The organism is Spirillospora sp. NPDC049652 (assembly GCF_040675125.1).
Classification (GTDB): domain Bacteria; phylum Actinomycetota; class Actinomycetes; order Streptosporangiales; family Streptosporangiaceae; genus Spirillospora.
In genome coordinates this window covers 1-16,869 of record NZ_JBFAOF010000062.1, presented here as the reverse complement: position 1 = coordinate 16,869, position 16,869 = coordinate 1, and the positions used below count along the sequence as shown (strand labels likewise).

The 16,869-nt window shown below is 72.2% G+C and carries 15 protein-coding genes and 2 rRNA genes; 12 read left to right on the top strand and 5 right to left on the bottom strand.

Going from position 1 to position 16,869, the window contains the following annotated elements:
- From AB0J52_RS07190 to AB0J52_RS07165, 6 genes are all read left to right on the top strand, one after another.
- Positions 1-81: ribosomal RNA gene (locus AB0J52_RS07190) — 23S ribosomal RNA — on the top strand; the annotation flags it as partial.
- A 156-nt stretch (positions 82-237) separates the two neighbouring features.
- Positions 238-354: ribosomal RNA gene (rrf, locus tag AB0J52_RS07185) — 5S ribosomal RNA — on the top strand.
- Positions 355-780: 426 nt separating this feature from the next.
- A complete protein-coding gene (locus AB0J52_RS07180) occupies positions 781-1,416 on the top strand; it encodes a DUF1707 SHOCT-like domain-containing protein (RefSeq protein WP_500180672.1) in 636 nt (211 codons plus the stop codon).
- Positions 1,416-2,000 (top strand): methyltransferase domain-containing protein, encoded by a 585-nt coding sequence (locus tag AB0J52_RS07175; RefSeq protein WP_500180671.1) that lies wholly within the window; start codon positions 1,416-1,418, stop codon positions 1,998-2,000. The genes AB0J52_RS07180 and AB0J52_RS07175 overlap by 1 nt, the downstream gene beginning before the upstream one ends.
- A gap of 86 nt (positions 2,001-2,086) precedes the next feature.
- A complete protein-coding gene (locus AB0J52_RS07170) occupies positions 2,087-2,644 on the top strand; it encodes an RNA polymerase sigma factor (protein WP_500180670.1) in 558 nt (185 codons plus the stop codon).
- A gap of 9 nt (positions 2,645-2,653) precedes the next feature.
- The gene (locus AB0J52_RS07165; protein ID WP_500180669.1) at positions 2,654-3,532 is read left to right on the top strand and encodes a hypothetical protein; all 879 of its coding nucleotides are present in this window, start codon (positions 2,654-2,656) and stop codon (positions 3,530-3,532) included.
- Positions 3,533-3,918: 386 nt separating this feature from the next.
- On the opposite strand, the gene AB0J52_RS07160 is transcribed toward AB0J52_RS07165, so the two are convergent.
- Positions 3,919-4,683, bottom strand: coding sequence for a glutamate racemase (locus AB0J52_RS07160; protein WP_500180668.1), 765 nt, complete (start codon positions 4,681-4,683; stop codon positions 3,919-3,921).
- 8 nt (positions 4,684-4,691) lie between these two features.
- Positions 4,692-5,306 carry a 2-thiouracil desulfurase family protein gene (locus AB0J52_RS07155; RefSeq protein WP_500180667.1) on the bottom strand — a complete coding sequence of 205 codons (615 nt, stop codon included), beginning with the start codon at positions 5,304-5,306 and terminating at the stop codon, positions 4,692-4,694.
- Positions 5,307-5,405: 99 nt separating this feature from the next.
- On the opposite strand from AB0J52_RS07155, the gene ctaD reads away from it, so the two are divergent.
- From ctaD to AB0J52_RS07135, 4 genes are all read left to right on the top strand, one after another.
- Complete coding sequence (gene ctaD / locus AB0J52_RS07150; RefSeq protein WP_500180666.1) at positions 5,406-7,079, top strand: aa3-type cytochrome oxidase subunit I; 1,674 nt, start codon at positions 5,406-5,408, stop codon at positions 7,077-7,079.
- Positions 7,080-7,152: 73 nt separating this feature from the next.
- Positions 7,153-7,842 (top strand): class I SAM-dependent methyltransferase family protein, encoded by a 690-nt coding sequence (locus tag AB0J52_RS07145; protein ID WP_500180665.1) that lies wholly within the window; start codon positions 7,153-7,155, stop codon positions 7,840-7,842.
- Positions 7,843-8,158: 316 nt separating this feature from the next.
- On the top strand, positions 8,159-9,316 hold the full coding sequence (locus AB0J52_RS07140; protein WP_500180664.1) for a PP2C family protein-serine/threonine phosphatase: 1,158 nt from the start codon (positions 8,159-8,161) through the stop codon (positions 9,314-9,316).
- A 106-nt stretch (positions 9,317-9,422) separates the two neighbouring features.
- Positions 9,423-11,678 carry an ATP-binding protein gene (locus tag AB0J52_RS07135; RefSeq protein ID WP_500180662.1) on the top strand — a complete coding sequence of 752 codons (2,256 nt, stop codon included), beginning with the start codon at positions 9,423-9,425 and terminating at the stop codon, positions 11,676-11,678.
- A gap of 4 nt (positions 11,679-11,682) precedes the next feature.
- Here AB0J52_RS07135 and AB0J52_RS07130 read toward each other — a convergent pair whose 3' ends face one another.
- From AB0J52_RS07130 to AB0J52_RS07120, 3 genes are all read right to left on the bottom strand, one after another.
- A complete protein-coding gene (locus tag AB0J52_RS07130) occupies positions 11,683-12,507 on the bottom strand; it encodes an SDR family NAD(P)-dependent oxidoreductase (RefSeq protein ID WP_500180661.1) in 825 nt (274 codons plus the stop codon).
- Between the two features lie 231 nt (positions 12,508-12,738).
- Positions 12,739-13,761 (bottom strand): AurF N-oxygenase family protein, encoded by a 1,023-nt coding sequence (locus AB0J52_RS07125; protein ID WP_500180660.1) that lies wholly within the window; start codon positions 13,759-13,761, stop codon positions 12,739-12,741.
- 2 nt (positions 13,762-13,763) lie between these two features.
- The gene (locus AB0J52_RS07120) at positions 13,764-14,552 is read right to left on the bottom strand and encodes a TetR/AcrR family transcriptional regulator (protein ID WP_500180659.1); all 789 of its coding nucleotides are present in this window, start codon (positions 14,550-14,552) and stop codon (positions 13,764-13,766) included.
- Between the two features lie 214 nt (positions 14,553-14,766).
- Here AB0J52_RS07120 and AB0J52_RS07115 point away from each other — a divergent pair, with 214 nt between their 5' ends.
- Together AB0J52_RS07115 and AB0J52_RS07110 are read left to right on the top strand one after the other, a co-directional pair.
- On the top strand, positions 14,767-15,567 hold the full coding sequence (locus AB0J52_RS07115) for an ABC transporter ATP-binding protein (RefSeq protein ID WP_500180658.1): 801 nt from the start codon (positions 14,767-14,769) through the stop codon (positions 15,565-15,567).
- On the top strand, positions 15,564-16,869 hold a 1,306-nt coding region (locus tag AB0J52_RS07110; protein WP_500180657.1), incomplete at its 3' end, for an ABC transporter permease. The genes AB0J52_RS07115 and AB0J52_RS07110, both read left to right, overlap by 4 nt.

Here is a 16,869-nt window from a genome sequence, read left to right as displayed (position 1 = left end):
CGATTGGGTTGATAGGCCGGGGATGGAAGCGCGGTAACGTGTGGAGTCGACCGGTACTAATAGGCCGAGTGGCTTGAACACACTGAACGTTCAAACCAATCGCTGCGGTGTAACGAGATGATTCGCGTCCCTGTGTGGTTCCCAGAAAACAACTGGGTTGTACCGCATTGAATTGAATACTGAGCTTTGACGGCTCGGACGAGACTTGCCGGCCCCTGTGGGGTTGTGCGTTGATCGTTCGGTGGTTATGGCGAGGGGGAAACACCCGGTCCCATCCCGAACCCGGTAGTTAAGCCCCTCAGCGCCGATGGTACTGCATGGGAGACTGTGTGGGAGAGTAGGACGCCGCCGGACTTATATTGGGTAGGGCCCGCCACAATGTGGCGGGCCCTACTTCTATTTGCATGGGTGAAAGGCCCCGCCACTCTCGTGGCGGGGCCTTTCTCGTTTATAGGGGTCGCTCCTGCAGAGTCGGGCGCTGTTCGGCTGTCGGCGAATGATTGGCGCACTCGGTTTTCTCTCGGTCCCCTCGGGAGGCGTCCTGTGGTCATTGCCTGTTCGGCAGCGGACTTGCCTGTCGCTGCCTTCCCGGCCGCTCTGTGGGTGTGACCCGATGTCTCTGGCTGGGGTGTGGTGGGTGGGGCATCGGCCGACTGTTGCTGATGACTTATGGGTGTCTGAGGCGTGGGTATGCGGGCGGCCGGTTGGGAGGGGGCCGGCGCGGGGCGCTCTGGAACGAAGCACTGCTCTTGGATGGCGGGAGCGAATACTGTTCTCTCCATGACCGAGGAGAACCTGCCGGAGCGGCGCACCGAGTTGCGGGTTTCGCATGAGGACCGGGATCGAATCGCCGAGCAGCTGAGGGTTGCGGCCGGGGACGGCCGGCTGACTTTGGAAGAGCTGGACGAGCGTCTCGACAAGGCACTCTCGGCTCGCACGGAGTCCGACCTCGCGGTTCTGGTCACCGATCTTCCGGCACCCCGTCGGGATGGTCGTCCTTCCGCACCTGCCGCTCAGGCCAAGGATCTGGTGCGAATCGAAGTCGGCAGCAGTGCCTTGGCGCGCGAAGGCGAGTGGGTGGTGCCGCGCGCGATGGACGTCGCGGTGGGCAGCGGCAGTGTGAAGCTGGACCTGACGTCCGCCGTCGTCAGCCATGGCACTCTTCGGATCGACGCCGAGGTCAGGAGCGGCAGCCTGACGATCGTGACCCGTCCAGGGATCGTGGTGGACGCCGACGAGGTCAAGGTGAAGAGCGGATCGGTGAAGGTCCGTGCTCCGCGAACGGCGAGCGGGACGGCTCCGGAGACGTTCCTGCGGGTGGAGGTCGTCGGGGCCGTGCGGAGCGGGAGCATCGTTGCCCGGCCGCCACGCCGTGGGTTCTTCGGCTGGCTGTTCCGTCGTCCCCCCAAGTACTGATGGCGCACGGGGATCTGTTCGCGCATCCGGACCGGGCGCGCTGGAACGCCAAGTACGAAGCCGCCGGGGAGCCGAGGTTCGCGCCACACCCGCTGGTCGAGTGGGCGCTCTCCCAGGAGCTGCCGGAGGGCCCGGTGCTGGACCTGGCCTCCGGCCCGTCCGGGAGTGCGCTGCGTTTCGCGGCGGAAGGGCGAGCGGTAACGGCTGTCGACGTGTCCGAGGTCGCGTTGGGCATGCTGGGCAACGAGGCTCGTCGGCGGAGTCTGGACGGTCTGGTCACGCTCGTTCAGGCAGATCTCTCGACCTGGCGGCCCACTGGGCATGACAGGTACGCGGTCGTGCTCTGTACCGGGTTCTGGGATGAGCGGGTCTTCGGTCCGGCGGTCGGGGCCGTGCGGCCGGGCGGGCTCGTCCTGTGGGAGGCGTTCACCGAGGATGCCCGGCGTCGGCGGCCGGGCCTCCCCGCCGAATGGTGTCTCGGAGAGGGAGAGCCCGCGGCTCTGCTGCCCCGCGGTTTCGCGACCGTCCTTCAGGAGGATCTTCCTGACCAGGGCAAACGGACGTTCGCCGCACGCGCTGCGTGATCGGCTGGAAACAATTCGCGGATCCACCCCAACGTTCTGGCCCTGTCAGCCGTTTTTCAGGGTGACGACGTTGAGGCGGAGGTTGCATGGCTGTCTGGGCTCAGACCATGGCCGCGCTCGCGGACCGGCGGGGCGCGGCGTTGAAACGGTACGCGTTCCTGCTATGCGGTGACGATGCCGAGGCGGACGACCTGGTGCAGGAGGCACTGGTGCGTGCGTTCGCCCGGCCCGGCCACCGGACGGAGGACGAGGCCGAGGGATATGTCCGGCGGATCATGCTCAACCGGTTCCTGGACTCGAAACGGAGCGGGCGGGTCTGGAGCAGGGTGAGTCCTCTGTTCCACCGCCGGGACTATGTGCCCGACGCGTCCGGCCAGGTCGTGGTGAACGCGGACGTGCGCGCCGCACTGGCGCGACTGTCGCCGAGACAGCGGGCCTGCGCGGTGCTGCGCTACTACGAGGACCTGACCGTCGCCCAGATCGCGGCCGAACTGGGCTGCCGCGAGGGCTCGGTCAAGCGCTACCTGAGCGAGGCGCATCAGCGCCTGGCCGAGCTCCTGGGCGAAGGCGAAGCCGCATACGAGGGACGGTCGGGGTCCGCGCGCGGGACGGGCGCGCGGCCTCGTCCGGCGGCGAGGAAGTAGGAGAGGGCAATGGAGTCGAAGCTCGAAGAGATGCTGGCCCGCCGTATCGGAGAGCTGGCGGATGAGGCACATCCCCTGTCGGTCGGCTCGGCGGAACTGACCAGGCGCGTGCGCCGCCGCAGGCGCGCCCGGAACGCGACGATCGTCGCGGTGGCCGGAGCGGCGGCCGCGACGGCCGTGGGTATCCCCCAGATCTGGGCCGCGTCCCGCCCAGCCGGCCAGCCCGCGACGACCGGGACGATCGGGACGCGTTCGCCGAACACCTTGATCGCCGTCGCGCCCCCGCCGGGGGTCGACGCGCCACCGAAGTACTGCGGAGCGCCCAGACGGAGCACTCCGCTCACCCCCGATCCCACCAGTTCGAGTCCGCCCGACCAGGCGGCTCTCGGCCGTGCCGCCGCCACCATCCAGAACGTCGTGGGAGGTGGCAAGGAGGTGACGAAGCACGGACGCCGGCCCGGGCCGCTGGAGCGCTGGTACGCGGGGCTTGCGATCGACACCGCCTGGCGCAAGGTGATCGTCTACCGGCTCCCGAGCGAACGTCTGGACACGGCCGTCTGCGGTGCCGTCCACGACGTGACCGTGGAGATCCGCGGCGCCTATCGGAACGAGGCCGACGCGAACCGGGTCGTCTCGCAGATCATGGCGCGGCCCAAGCAACCGGCCTTCGACATCTTCAGCGTGGGTCCCTTGCCCGACGGGCGCATCGAGGTCGCCACCGATCATCCTGCGGAGGCGGCCAGGGCCCTGGCTCACTACGGCCCCGGCATCACCACGCGTCAGTCGAGCCGCCCGCGCCCGCTCAACGGAGGCGGCAACGTTGGCCCGGCACAGAACACCCCGACAACCGGCCTGATGCCCGCGACCCCGCACACGACCCCGAGCTGACCACCTACCGGTCGGCGCGCCAACGTTGAGGAGAGAGGGAGGTGGCGGCCCCCCGGGCCGCTCAGACGGCTACGGCAGTGCGAGACGTCCGGCCTCCCCAGCCGCTCGAACGGCCAGGAGAGCGGGGCTTCGACCGGTCGGGCCGCTGGGAAGGGGCTTCAGCCGGTCAGTCCGTCAGCGGGGTGGGGCCCCAGCCGTTCGGACGGCCGGATGAGCCGGGGTTTCAGCCGGTCGGGCCGTCGGGTGGGTCGTGGGGGCGGGGCCTCAGCCGTTCGAACGGCCGGGTGGGTGGGGGCTTGGGCCGCTTGGGTGGCCGGGGAGCGCTGGGCCGTTGGGGGAGTGGGTTTCGGTTGTTGGAGGGGCCGGGTGAGCGGAGGGCGCTCGGGTTAGGGGACCGGGGAGGGGAGGAGGGTGTGCCAGTAGCGCTGGGCGACTGGGGGGAGGTCGGTTCGGCGGCCGCTCTGGAAGACGGTCAGGGTGCCGGTGGGGGCGGCGTCCGGCATGGCGGGCTGGTCGAGACGGCGGAGTGTCTGCGTGGCGAGGGCTGCGGCGGAGCTGAAGAGTTCGGGGGAGGAGGGGAAGGCCGCGGCGATCTGCGGGCCGATCAGCTCGTAGTGGGTGCAGCCCAGGACGACGTGCTTCACGTCGTCGGGGGTGGCGCGGACGGCGGTGTCGATGGCGGTGCGCAGGAGGCGCGGGTCACCGGAGTCGACGGCGTCGGCGAGGCCCGGGCAGGCGACGCGGTGGACGGGGACGTCCGGGGCGAAGCGGCGGATCAGGTCGGCCTGGTAGGCGCTGTGAGTGGTCGCGACCGTGGCCCATACCGCCACGGGGACGCCGGCCGCGGCGGCGGGCTTGATCGCCGGGACGGTCCCGATCACGGGGACGGCGGGCTCGAACGCCAACCGCAGGGTGGGCAGCGCGTGCACGGTGGCGGTGTTGCAGGCCACGATCAGCGCGTCCGGCTCGGTGGTCGCGGCGGCGCCGGCGCAGGCCAGCGCCCGCTCGGTGATCTCTTCCGGCGGGCGCGGGCCCCAGGGGGCGCCGTCGGGGTCCCAGGACAGCACCAGGTCGGCGTCGGGGCGGACGCGCCGGACCGCGGCGGCGGCGGCGAGCAGACCGAAGCCGGAGTCGACCAGAGCGATGCGCATGCGGGGCCTCAAGATTCCAGTTCTGCCAGGTAGGCGGCGGCTTCGGGAAGTTCGTCCTCGCTGAACACCCGGATCCCCGCTGACATCAACAGTGCCGTGGTGACGCCCATTCCGGAGACGCGGGTGCCGCTGAAGGTGCCGTCGTAGACGTGGTGGCTCCCGCAGGAGGGGCTCGACTCCTTCAGGACCGCGATCCGGGCGCCCGCCCGGCGTGCGGTCTCGAGGGCGATGTGCGCGCCGCGCATGAACTCCGCGGAGACGTCCTCGCCGGACGCTGTCATGACCCGCGCCGCCCGGTCGAGAGGGGATTTCAGGTCGCCTGTTGGAGTGGCGGCTGCCGGAGGGATGGCTGCGCTAGGGGCCGCAGCGGTGGCTGTGTCAGGGGGTGGAGGGGTGGCTGCTTCATGGGATGGGGGCGTGGGGGTCAGGGGGAGGAGATCGTGGGGGGCGATTTCGGCGGCGGGGCGGGGGACGGGCAGGCCGCCGGCGATCTCGGGGCAGACGGCGACGAGGCGGCCCTCGGCGCGCCAGCGCTCGAAGAGGTCGTCCGTGACGGGCTTGGCGGCACCGTCGTACCGCACGGGCCTGCCCAGCAGGCAAGAACTCACCAGTATCCGCTCCACACACAACAGCGTAGGAGGTCGGGTTGAACGGGTGTGTCTTGCGTCTCACGGGAGACCGGCGAATAGTTGAGGACACCCCCCGTCCCAAGGGAGCACGGCATGGTCCTACTCGGCCGCCCCCTTCCCGAGGCGCCCGCGCGGCGGCGGCGCACCCGCGGCTCGGTCCTGGTGTCCTGGATCACGACCACCGACCACAAGGTGATCGGGCACCTCTACCTCATCACCTCGTTCGTGTTCTTCCTCCTCGCCGGCGTCATGGCGATGGTGATCCGGGCGGAGCTGTTCTCGCCCGGGCGGCAGGTCGTCAGCAACGAGCAGTACAACCAGCTGTTCACGATGCACGGCACGGTCATGCTGCTGCTGTTCGCGACCCCGCTGTTCGTGGGGTTCGCGAACGAGATCATGCCGCTGCAGATCGGCGCGCCGGACGTGGCGTTCCCGCGGATGAACATGCTGAGCTACTGGTTCTTCCTGTTCGGCGGGATCATCGTGATGCTGTCGTTCGTGACGCCGGGCGGTTCGGCGGCGTTCGGCTGGACGGCGTACTCGCCGCTGACCAGCTCGATCCGGTCGCCGGGCCTCGGCGGCGACATGTGGATCATGGGGTTGGCGCTGTCCGGGTTCGGCACCATCCTCGGCGCGGTCAACTTCATCACCACGATCATCGGGATGCGCGCGCCGGGCATGACCATGTTCCGGCTGCCGATCTTCACCTGGAACACCCTGCTCACCAGCCTGCTGGTGCTGCTGGCCTTCCCGGTGCTGGCGGCGGCGCTGCTGGTGCTGGAGGCCGACCGGCGGTTCGGCGCGCACGTGTTCGACCCGGACGTGGGCGGGGCGCTGACCTGGCAGCACCTGTTCTGGTTCTTCGGCCATCCCGAGGTGTACATCATCGCGCTGCCGTTCTTCGGCATCATCACCGAGATCATCCCGGTGTTCAGCCGCAAGCCGCTGTTCGGCTACTTCGGCATGGTCGGCGCGACGATCTGCATCGCGGGGCTGTCGATGGCGGTGTGGGCGCACCACATGTTCACCACGGGCCAGGTCCTGCTGCCGTTCTTCTCGTTCATGACGTACCTGATCGCGGTGCCGACGGGGGTGAAGTTCTTCAACTGGGTCGGCACGATGTGGCGGGGCAACCTCACGTTCGAGACGCCCATGCTCTGGTCGGTCGGGTTCCTGGTGACGTTCCTGTTCGGCGGGCTGACCGGGATCATCCTGGCCTCGCCGCCGCTGGACTTCCAGCTCCAGGACTCCTACTTCGTCGTCGCGCACTTCCACTACGTGGTGTTCGGGACGGTCGTGTTCGCGATGTTCGGCGGCTTCTACTTCTGGTGGCCGAAGTTCACCGGGACGATGCTGAACGAGACCCTCGGCAAGATCCACTTCTGGACGCTGTTCGTCGGGTTCCACACGACGTTCCTCATCCAGCACTGGCTGGGCGCGGAGGGCATGCCCCGCCGGTACGCGGACTATGCGAAGGAGTTCACGGCGCTGAACCGGGTCTCGAGCGTCGGCGCGTTCCTGCTCGGCGCGTCCACCCTGTTCTTCCTCTACAACGTCTACGTCACCTGGAGGCACGGCAGGCGGGTCGAGGCGGACGACCCGTGGGGCTACGGCAACTCCCTGGAGTGGGCCACATCCTCACCGCCGCCGCGCCACAACTTCAAGGCCATCCCGCGCATCCGGTCGGAGCGGCCCGCGTTCGACCTGCACTATCCCCGGCTGCCGGCCCCCTCGGAGCGGGAGCATGGTCCGGAACCCGAGGGATAGCGGAAGTCCGGGAGTGGACAGTCCGGCGTCGTTCCGCACCCGGAGGGTCACGCTGCGTTCTACATTGCTGCGCATGGAGCAATGCAACCAGCCGGACCGCCGGGACTGGGCGGCCTGGCACGACGCCTACGACGAGCCGGGGTCGGCGCTGTCCCGGCGGCTGCGGACCGTCCAGCAGCGCCTCCGCGAGGCGGTGGACGCCGCCCCGCCGGGCCGGATCAGGGCGATCAGCTTATGCGCGGGGCAGGGCCGCGACCTGATCGGCGCCCTGCGCGACCATCCGCGCCGCGACGACCTGGCCGGACGCCTGGTCGAGCTGGATCCGGCGAACGTCCGCCGGGCCGGGCGGGCCGCCCGCGACGCCGGGCTGAAGCGGGTCTCGGCGGTCGTCGGCGACGCGTCCTGCACCGACGCCTACGCGGGGGCCGTCCCGGCGAACGTGGTGCTGGTGTGCGGCGTGTTCGGCAACATCGCCGACACCGACATCGAGCGCACGATCGGCCTGCTGCCGCAGCTGTGCGCTCCGGGCGCGTTCGTCGTCTGGACCCGCAACCGCCAGCCTCCGGACCTCACGCCGCGGATCAGGGAGTGGTTCTCCCAGCACGACTTCGAGGAACGCTGGGTCTCGCCGCCGGAGGAGCGCGCCTACGGCGTGGGCGTGCACCGGTTCAACGGGAGGCCGCAGCCCCTGCGGCGCGGCGTGCGGATGTTCACGTTCGTCGGATACGACGTGCTGAGGAACGGACATCCCTGGCCGACCTGACGCCCGTTCCCCGGTAACGGCCTGATTCGGCCACTAAGCCAGCCGTTAACCCTTCTTAAGCGTTCTTTCTGTTTCGCATCATTTGCCCCGTCCCGCACGCCTCCCACCTGTGGGACGGGGCCTCAACCGCTCGAACCCCTCGCGAGACCGGCGCGGGCGAGCCGTCCACCAGGGAGGGGGCATAGACGCACGACGGGATCGTTTTCCCCGAAAACGATCCGGTTCGTGTCCGCCGGGCTACAATCGGCGACTGACAGCGGTCCGTGCGCACCGCGTGGCTCACGGATGACGTCCACGACGAACGGCGTCCCTCCCCATGGCCTGGATTCGTCACTTTCCGCGCGTCGACCCCGCGGCCTGCCTTCCGCTCGCCGCGCTGCTGGTCGTCGCGCTCGCCGACGTGTGCCTTCCGGACGGCGGCTCGGTGATCGGCCTGCTCATCGGCGTGCCGGTCCTGGCCGGGTTGCGCCCGTCCTCGGCGCGGTTCGTCCTGCTGACCGGCGCGGCCACGCTCGCGACCCTCGGCGTCCTCGAAGCCTCGATGGTCGCCGGTGAGCTGCTGCGCTTCGCGGCGGTGATCGGCGGCGTGCTCGGCACGACTGCGGTGATGGCGGTCGCGACCAGGCGCCGCGAGCGCAGCGACCACGCCCAGGCCGACCTGCGGGCGATCACCGACGCCATGCGCCACGCCCTGCTCCGCCCCGCCCCGCGACGGACCGGCGGGGTGCGCACCGGCGTCCGCTATCTCGCGGACGAGGTCGAGGCGGGCCTCGGCGGCGACCTCTACGCGGTGCTGGACACCGCCTACGGTGTGCGGGTCATCGTCGGCGACGTGCGCGGCAAGGGCCTCGCCGCCCTCGAACAGGCCGCCGACGTGCTCGGCGCGTTCCGCGAGCTGGCGCACAACGAACCGACGCTCACCGGCGTGGCGCTGCGGCTCGACGGCTTCCTCGCGCGCCGCGGCGGCACGGAGGACTTCGTCACCGCGCTGCTGGTCCAGATCCCGCCGGACGGATCCCCGGCCGAACTGGTCAACTGCGGCCATCCGCCGCCGCTGCTGGTGTCGCTCGACGGCGCCTCGACGTTCGTGGACGCGCTGCCGCCCGCGCCGCCGCTCGGCCTGGTCGCCCTGGCGGGCGATCCGTGCCCCTCCGGTCCGCTTCCGCTGCCGCCCGGGGGCGGCCACCTGCTGCTCTACACCGACGGCGTCACCGAGTCCCGCGACGCCGCGGGCCGCTTCTATCCGCTCGCCGAGCGGGCGGCGGCGCTCGTCCACCCCGATCCGGACGTCCTGCTGGACGCGCTGGAGGCGGACCTGCGGGCGCACGTGGGCGGCCGTCCCAAGGACGACGTCGCGCTGCTCGTCCTCGACTTCGACCCGGCCCCGCCGGCGTGCGCGGTCGGCGGCGAGCCGGTCCTTCCCAGCTCGACCCATCACGGGACGGGTGACCTGGCCCATGAACCGGTGGACTGACGTCCACGCCTCGTCCGGGTGGCCGGGCGGGGCGGGCGGGATGTCGGCGGTACGGAGTGGACCGATCCAGGCGGGTGGGGGCGTTGCCCGGGTGGCGTCGTAGGAGGTGACGGTGTTCCAGGACGACCGGTCGTTGCTGGTGCGGGTCGGGTTGGTGGATCGGGAGCGGGAACTCGCCACCGTGCGGGAGCAGATCGGGCACGGCCGGCCGGTGACGCTCACCGGGGTCGGGGGAGTGGGGAAGACGCGGCTGGCGTTGCGCGCGGCGCAGGAACTGCGGGCCGGGTTCCCGGACGGGACGTGGTTCGTCCGCATCGACGAGATCAGGCATCCGGCGCTGCTCGCGCACGGCGTGACGGCGGCGATGCGCGTGGTCGACCAGCCGGGACGCTCCCAGGTGGACGTGCTGCTCGGCTTCCTCTCCGCCCGGCGCGCCCTGGTCGTCCTGGACGGCTGCGAGCACCTGCGCGAGGCGGTCGGCGAGCTGATCGGGACGCTGCGCGAGGGCGCGCCCGGCGTGCGGTTCATCGCGACCGCGCGGCAGGGGCTGGCGATGCCGGGCGAGTACCGGCTGGTCGTCCGGCCGCTGCCGGTGCCCGCCGAGGCCGACTGCGAACGTCTCGCCTTCCACCCCGGTGACCTGCGCAGACTCGCCCGGATCGAGTCGGTGCGGCTGTTCGCCCTGCGGGCCGCCGAGGCCGCGCCCGGCTTCACCCTGACCGCCGGGAACGCCCCGCAGGTGGCGCGGCTGTGCCGGCGGCTGGACGGGATCCCGTTCGCGATCGAGCTCGCCGCCGTCCGGATGCGGGAGATGCCCCTGGACGAGGTGCTCGGCCGCCTGCGGGACCGGTTCGCCGTGCTCGGCGCGGCACGTCCCGGGCTGCCCCGGCACCAGACGCTGCGCACCGCGATCGGATGGAGCCACGAGCTGTGCACGCCGACCGAGCGGCTGCTGTGGGCGCGCCTGTCGGTCTTCGAGGACGGCTTCGACGCCGACGCCGTCCGCGCGGTGTGCGCGGACGAGCGGTTGTCCGCGGACGAGGTGCCGGCGCTGCTCGCGGGCCTGGTGGACAAGTCCATCCTGTACCTGGGCGACCACGACGACGGGACGCGGTACCGGCTGCTGGGCACCGTCCGCGAGTACGGGCTCGGGTGGCTGCGGCTGCTCGGCGAGGAGCGGCGGATGCGCCGCCGCCACCGCGACCACTACCTGGAGGTCGCGCGGCGCGTCGATCGCGACTGGTTCGGCGCGCACCAGTTCGCCCTGTACCGGGGGCTGCTCGCCGATCTCGGGAACTACCGCACCGCGCTCGCCTACGACGGCTCCGGTGAGGCGGACCGGCGGGCGGCGCTGGAACTGGCCGCCGCGCTCTGGCCGCTGTGGATCGTCCGGGGACTGACCCGGGAGGGCCGCCACCACCTGGAACGCCTCCTCGCGGACGAGCCGCCGCCCGGTCCCGAACGCGCCCGCGCGCGCTGCCACCTGGCCTGGGTCGCCTTCGCCCGCGCGGACGTGGAGGCCGCGTGCGAGGCCGCCGAGGCGGCCCGCGCGGAGGCTCTCGACCACGACGACCAGTTGCTGGCGTTGCGCGCCCGGACGATCGCCTGCGTCGCGCGCGGCACCAGCGGCACGCTGCCGGGCGGGTCCCTTGCGTCCTCTCCCCGGGATGCGGGCACGCGGGATGTGGCGCGCGAGGCGGCGCTCGTCCTGACCGAGACGCTGGACCACATCCTCGCCACCCGCGCCGGACGGCCCGACGACCTCGACCCGCTCCTCGCGCTCGGCGTGATCGGGCTGCTGCTCGACCGCTGCGGAGAGCTCGACCAGGCCGCCGACCTGCTCGTCCGGGCGGTGGAGCTGTGCGCCGGGCACGGCGACCTGTGGTGGTGGTCGCACCTGGACTGGATCCTGGCCCGGGTGGAGCTCCGCCGGGGCCGTCCGGCGGAGGCGTCCGGGCGGGCCCGCACCGCGCTCGCGATCAAGCTGGAGTTCCAGGACGCGATGGGCGCGGCGCTGCAGCTGGAGGTGCTGGCGGCGGCGGCCGTCGCGCTCGGCGGACCGGGCCGCGCCGCCCGCCTGCACGGCGTGGCCTCGGCGATGCTGCGCACCGCGACCACGCCGGGCCTCTCCCTGCTCGCCCTCGGCGACATCCACGCCGAGGCCGAGCGCGCCGCCCGGACGGGGCTCGGCGACGCGGCCTACGAACGCGAGCGCGAGGCGGGAGCCCTCCTGGAGCAGGAGGCCGCGATCGCCTACGCGCTCGCGGCCGACGCCGCCGAGCCCCCGACGGACCCCGCCGAGCCTGATTCCGCCGAGGCGGCCGACGGCTCGGCGCTCGCGCCCGACGGCTCCGAACCCTGAGGGGTCAGGACCGCCGGTCGGAGCGGATGCGCTTGACCGCGATCTGGGCGACGCGCACGGCCGCGCCCGGGTTGAGGCGGGCGCCGCGCCAGGCGGCGCGGCCGGACGCGGGGGCGACGATGAGGGCCTGGTTCCTCTCGACGCCGCGCATGATGTCGCGGGCCAGCTTCTCGGCCGTGTAGAGCCGGGGGGACGCCTTCTGGATGTCGGCCTTGGCGTCGCCGGACATCGGCGTCGAGGGCAGGTCGGGGTTGACGTTGCTGAGCAGCGGGGTGTCGACGAAGCCGGGGCAGACGACGCTGACCTTGACCCCGCGCGTGGCGGCCTCGGCGCGCAGCCCGAGGGACAGGCCGACGACGGCGTGCTTGGTCGCGGTGTAGGGGATCCCGATCGGCATGGGGACGAGCCCGGCGAGCGAGGCGGTGTTCACGATGTGCCCGGAGCCCTGCTCCAGCATGATCGGGTAGGCCGCGTGGACGCCGTGCACGACGCCCTTGAGGTTGATGTCGATCGCCCGGTTCCAGTGGTCGAGCGTCAGCTCCTCGGCGAGTCCGCCGATGGCGATGCCCGCGTTGTTGAAGACCAGGTCGAGCGAGCCGTGCTCGTCCCTGGTGCGCTGGTAGAGGCCGGCGACGGTGGCGGCGTCGGTGACGTCCAGCGGCGTGGCCGTGGCCTTGCCCCGGCCGAGGGTGTTCAGCCGGTCGGCGACCTTGGCGGCGCCGTCGGCGTTGATGTCGGTGACCACGACGGTGTTCCCGCGGGACACCAGGGCCGTGGCGATCGCTCGTCCGATTCCGGACGCGCCGCCGGTCACGATCGCAATGCTCATCGTCGCTGCTCCGCTCGATCTCAGGGGGCACAGGGGGCCGGGAGGTGCGCTGGGGGCCGCGGGACCGGCCTGGAGGGGGAGTGCGGCCGGTCCCGCGGTAGCTAATTGGATGGTTCGTTCAATAGTGCCGTGCGGGCAGTGTAGCCAGAGGGCTCCAGGCCCCGCGCGCGGCCCCCGCCCCGAGCCGCCGGAAACCGGTCGTACCCGGTGCGACCCGGCGTTCGCGCGGACTCAGGCGGCCTCGGCGGTGCGGCGGGACGGCGCCTCGTCGGGCAGCGGACGGCGGCGGCCCGGCTCGTCCCAGATGCCGAACGCCTTCCAGATGAGCTTGTTCACCGGGGTGACGACGTCCAGTTCGGCCATCAGGTCGCGGATCTTGCCGACCGAGTTGGCGATCTCCGCCTGCGCGACCGGGCTCTTGTAGGCCTCGCGGACGACCTCCTTCGGGATGCCGAAGTGCCGCACCATCGGGCCGGGCGGGGAGAGCATGATCCGCGCCATCACGCCCAGCACGATCGGGGTGGCGACGCCGAGGGCGCGGCGGCGGGCCTTCGGCATCGACGGGACCCGGTGCTTGAGGTAGTGCCGGGCGAACGAGATGTGCCGGGCCTCCTCGGCGATGTGGATCCGCATGATCGTCTCTTCGAGCGGGTGCTTGATGTGCCCGCCCTTGAGCGACTTGCGCTGCACGTAGTCGATGGGGTCCTCGCCGCCGAGCACGAAGACGAAGAACATCTCGGTGCTGATCAGCGGGATCCACGGGGCGGCCTGCGCGACGACGGTGAGCGACTTCGGCATGCCCTTGATCGGGAGCTTCGTCCGGTTGACGAACTCCTGGAACATCATCCCGTGGTGACACTCCTCGGTCGTCTCGTGGTAGACGTACCGGAACTCCGGGCGGCCGTTCGGCAGCCAGTAGGCGAAGTTCAGCAGGCCCCGCTTCAGCAGGTTCTCGAACTGCAGGCCGATCTTCATCGCGGTCGCGACCCGCCAGAGGCCGATCTGCGCCTGGACCTCCGGCGGCTGCGAGCGGTACCAGTCCGTCCGGCCGAGCCGGTCGAACTCGGGCAGCACGAACCTCGGGTCGTTCTTGTCCACCTGGAAGTCCGGGTCGTCCCAGGGGATGTCGGCGTACGCCTCCCAGTGCTTCTCCACCGACGCCTTGTTCAGGCGGTCGATGACGCCCAGGTAGGACTTGCGGTCCTTGACCTGCTCGCGGACCTCGTCGGCGAGCTCGGTGGGGGCCTTGGTCATGGTCATGCTCCCTCGGGGGTCGGGGGTTCGGCGGTTCCCGAGTCGTCACCCGACCGGGCGTGCGGCGGGACGCCCGCGGAGGCGTCCGCCGGGGCGTCCGGCGGGACGGGGGTTCCGGGCGGGGCGGGGGCCCCGGCCGGGGGTGCGGACGGGGCGGGGATGATCAGCCGGGCGACGCTCTTGACCTGTTCGAGGACGGCCTTCTGGTGGCCTTCGGCGTCGCCGTCCAGCGCGTGCTGGACCGACAGGCCGACGAACATCGCGAACACGCCGCGCAGCATCGTCGGGACAGCGTCGTCCGGCACGCTGGTCGCCGGGAAGAGCCGGCCGAACGTCTCCAGGATGACCTGGAGGATGCGCTCGTTGAGGTCGCGGCAGAGGGGGCGCAGCTCGTCGTCGGTGCGCGCGGCGACCGCGAGTTCGAGCAGCGCCCTGGCCGGACGTCCCCGGAACACCTCCCAGAGCAGGTCGAGCGCGCCCTCGACGTTGCGCCGTTCCGCCGGAAGCACCGCGAACGCCGTCTCGTAGGCGAAACGCTGGCGTTCCAGCAGGTGCTCCAGCGCGGCCGCCACCAGCACCATCTTGGTCGGGTAGTGGTGCTGCTGGGCGCCCCGCGACACCCCGGCCCGGCGCGCGACCTCGGTCGTGGACGTGCCCGACCAGCCGAGGTCGGCCAGGCACTCCATGGTCGCGTCGAGCAGGCGGGCCTGGGTCCGGGAGCGCCGCTCCTCCTGCGTCCGGCGGTCGCCGGACCGGCGGCGGGAGTGGCGTCGTCGAGTGCTCACTGACACGTCTCCGACGGTACGTACGCACTTACAAGCAATCAAGCCTGCTTGTATGTTGCCCGCATCACAATTGGACATTCAGTCCAATCAGGCTGCGGCGGACGCGCCTGCGTACGCCCCTCGGGGTACGCGGGCCCTCCGCGCTGCGCCGGGGGGCGCACACCCCAAGCCGCTCCGTGCGGGACGACGCGGCCGCCGTCCGCGCCGGACCATCGACGGCATGACCAAGAGCAGAGGGAACGACGTCGAGACGCCGCCGGCGGGCGGGGCCGCCACCGGCGGGAGCGGGGCCGAGGGAGGCGCGCGGACCGAGCGGCTCACCAAGGTGTACGGGACCGGCTCGACCGCCGTCCGGGCGCTGGACGAGGTGACCGTCACCCTGCCCGGCGGCCGGTTCACCGCGATCATGGGACCGTCCGGCGCGGGCAAGTCGACGCTGATGCACTGCGTGGCGGGCCTGGACGCGCCGACGTCCGGCCGGGTGTTCGTCGGCGGCGTCGACCTCGGCGCGCTGCCGGACGCCAGGCTGACCCGGATGCGCCGGGAGCGGATCGGGTTCGTGTTCCAGGCGTTCAACCTGCTGCCGACGCTGACCGCGCGGGACAACATCCTGCTGCCGACGACCCTCGCCGGGACCCGGCCGGACGGCGAGTGGTTCGACACCGTCGTCCGGACGCTCGGCCTCGGCGAACGGCTCGGGCACCGGCCGGGCCAGCTGTCCGGCGGCCAGCAGCAGCGGGTCGCGCTGGCCCGCGCGCTGATCACCCGTCCCGAGATCGTCTTCGCGGACGAGCCGACCGGCAACCTCGACTCGCGCACCGGCACCGAGGTGCTCGCGCTGCTGCGCCGCTCGGTGGACGACCTCGGCCAGACCGTCGCGATGGTCACCCACGACCCGGCCGCCGCCGCGCACGCCGACGCGGTGATCTACCTCGCCGACGGCCGGATCGTGGACATCATGGACGCCCCGACGCAGGACCGCGTCCTGGACCGCATGCGCGCCCTGGGCGGTGCGGCATGATCGGGCTGGCCTTCCGAGAGCTGTGGGGCAGGCGCCGCCGGCTCGCGTCGTCCCTGGTCGCGGTGTTCCTCGGCGTCGCGTTCCTCACCGGGACCCTCGCGCTCGGCGACACGCTGTCGCACTCCATCGACCGGTACTTCGCCAACAGCAACGGCGACACCGACGTGATGGTCCGGAACGCCACGCAGGTCAGCAGCTCGCCGGGCCAGCTGCCCGGCGAGATCGACGGGGCCGTCCTGGACCGGGTGCGGGGCGTGCCCGGCGTGGCGGCCGCGCAGCCGGTGATCCAGGGGCCCGGGCAGCCGCTCGGCCGGGACGGGAAGGTCATCGCCGCGCGCGGCCCGCGCGTCGCCGGGAACTGGATCGAGGACCCGAGGCTCAACGCCTACCGGATCGCGCAGGGCCGCGCGCCGCGCGCGCCGGACGAGGTCGTGATCAACAAGCGCGCCGCCGACGCCGGGCACCTGCGGGTCGGCGACCGCACCTTCGTCCTCACCCCCGAGCGGGTGCCGGTGACCGTCGTCGGCATCAGCATGTTCGGCGAGGACCCGGCGTTCGGCGAGACCTCGTTCACCGCGTTCGGCCTGGAGGGGGCGCGCCGGTACGTGGCGCACGGCTCCGGCCGCCTGACCGGGGTGGCCCTGAGCGCCGCGCCCGGCGTCGGGCAGGCCGGGCTCGCCGCGCGCGTCTCCCGCGCGCTGCCCGCCGGGACCGAGGCGGTCACCGGGAAGGCCCTCGTCGAAGAGGGGATCGGGGAGGTCCGGGACGGCTTCCTGACGGTCTTCCGGTCCGCGCTCGCCGCGTTCGCCGGGGTGGCGCTGCTGGTGGCCGCGTTCTCCATCCACAACACCTTCGCGATCACGCTCGCGCAGCGGATGCGCGAGTCGGCGCTGCTGCGCGCGGTCGGCGCGAGCCGCCGCCAGCTCGCCGGGCTCGTCGGCGCGGAGGCCCTGGTCGTCGGGGGCCTCGCCACCGCCGCCGGGCTCGCGGGCGGCATCGGCTGCGCGGCGCTGCTGAAGCTGCTGTTCAGCGGCTTCGGCATGGGCCTGGACGCGCAGGGCGTCGTGATCAGCGCGCGGACCCTGCTGATCGCCGCGCCGGTCGGCCTGGCCGTCACGCTGCTGGCGGTGCTCGGGCCGGCCGTCCGCGCCGCGCGGATCCCGCCGATCGCCGCGATGCGGGTGTCGGCGGCCGAGCCCGCCGGGGTGTCGGAGTCCCGTGTCATCGTGGGCTCGGTGGTGGCGGCCGTCGGGATCGGGGCGGTGGTCTTCGGGGCCGTGGTCGGGCGCGCGACGTGGGCGG

Bases quoted from the DNA above. Each gene is read 5' to 3' on its own strand.
- AB0J52_RS07165 (WP_500180669.1), top strand. From the start codon at position 2,654: ATGGAGTCGAAGCTCGAAGAGATGCTGGCCCGCCGTATCGGAGAGCTG.
- AB0J52_RS07145 (WP_500180665.1), top strand. From the start codon at position 7,153: ATGGAGCAATGCAACCAGCCGGACCGCCGGGACTGGGCGGCCTGGCAC.
- AB0J52_RS07160 (WP_500180668.1), bottom strand. From the start codon at position 4,683: ATGCGCATCGCTCTGGTCGACTCCGGCTTCGGTCTGCTCGCCGCCGCC.
- AB0J52_RS07125 (WP_500180660.1), bottom strand. From the start codon at position 13,761: ATGACCAAGGCCCCCACCGAGCTCGCCGACGAGGTCCGCGAGCAGGTC.
- AB0J52_RS07170 (WP_500180670.1), top strand. From the start codon at position 2,087: ATGGCTGTCTGGGCTCAGACCATGGCCGCGCTCGCGGACCGGCGGGGC.
- AB0J52_RS07140 (WP_500180664.1), top strand. From the start codon at position 8,159: ATGGCCTGGATTCGTCACTTTCCGCGCGTCGACCCCGCGGCCTGCCTT.
- AB0J52_RS07130 (WP_500180661.1), bottom strand. From the start codon at position 12,507: ATGAGCATTGCGATCGTGACCGGCGGCGCGTCCGGAATCGGACGAGCG.
- AB0J52_RS07115 (WP_500180658.1), top strand. From the start codon at position 14,767: ATGACCAAGAGCAGAGGGAACGACGTCGAGACGCCGCCGGCGGGCGGG.
- AB0J52_RS07180 (WP_500180672.1), top strand. From the start codon at position 781: ATGACCGAGGAGAACCTGCCGGAGCGGCGCACCGAGTTGCGGGTTTCG.
- ctaD (WP_500180666.1), top strand. From the start codon at position 5,406: ATGGTCCTACTCGGCCGCCCCCTTCCCGAGGCGCCCGCGCGGCGGCGG.
- AB0J52_RS07175 (WP_500180671.1), top strand. From the start codon at position 1,416: ATGGCGCACGGGGATCTGTTCGCGCATCCGGACCGGGCGCGCTGGAAC.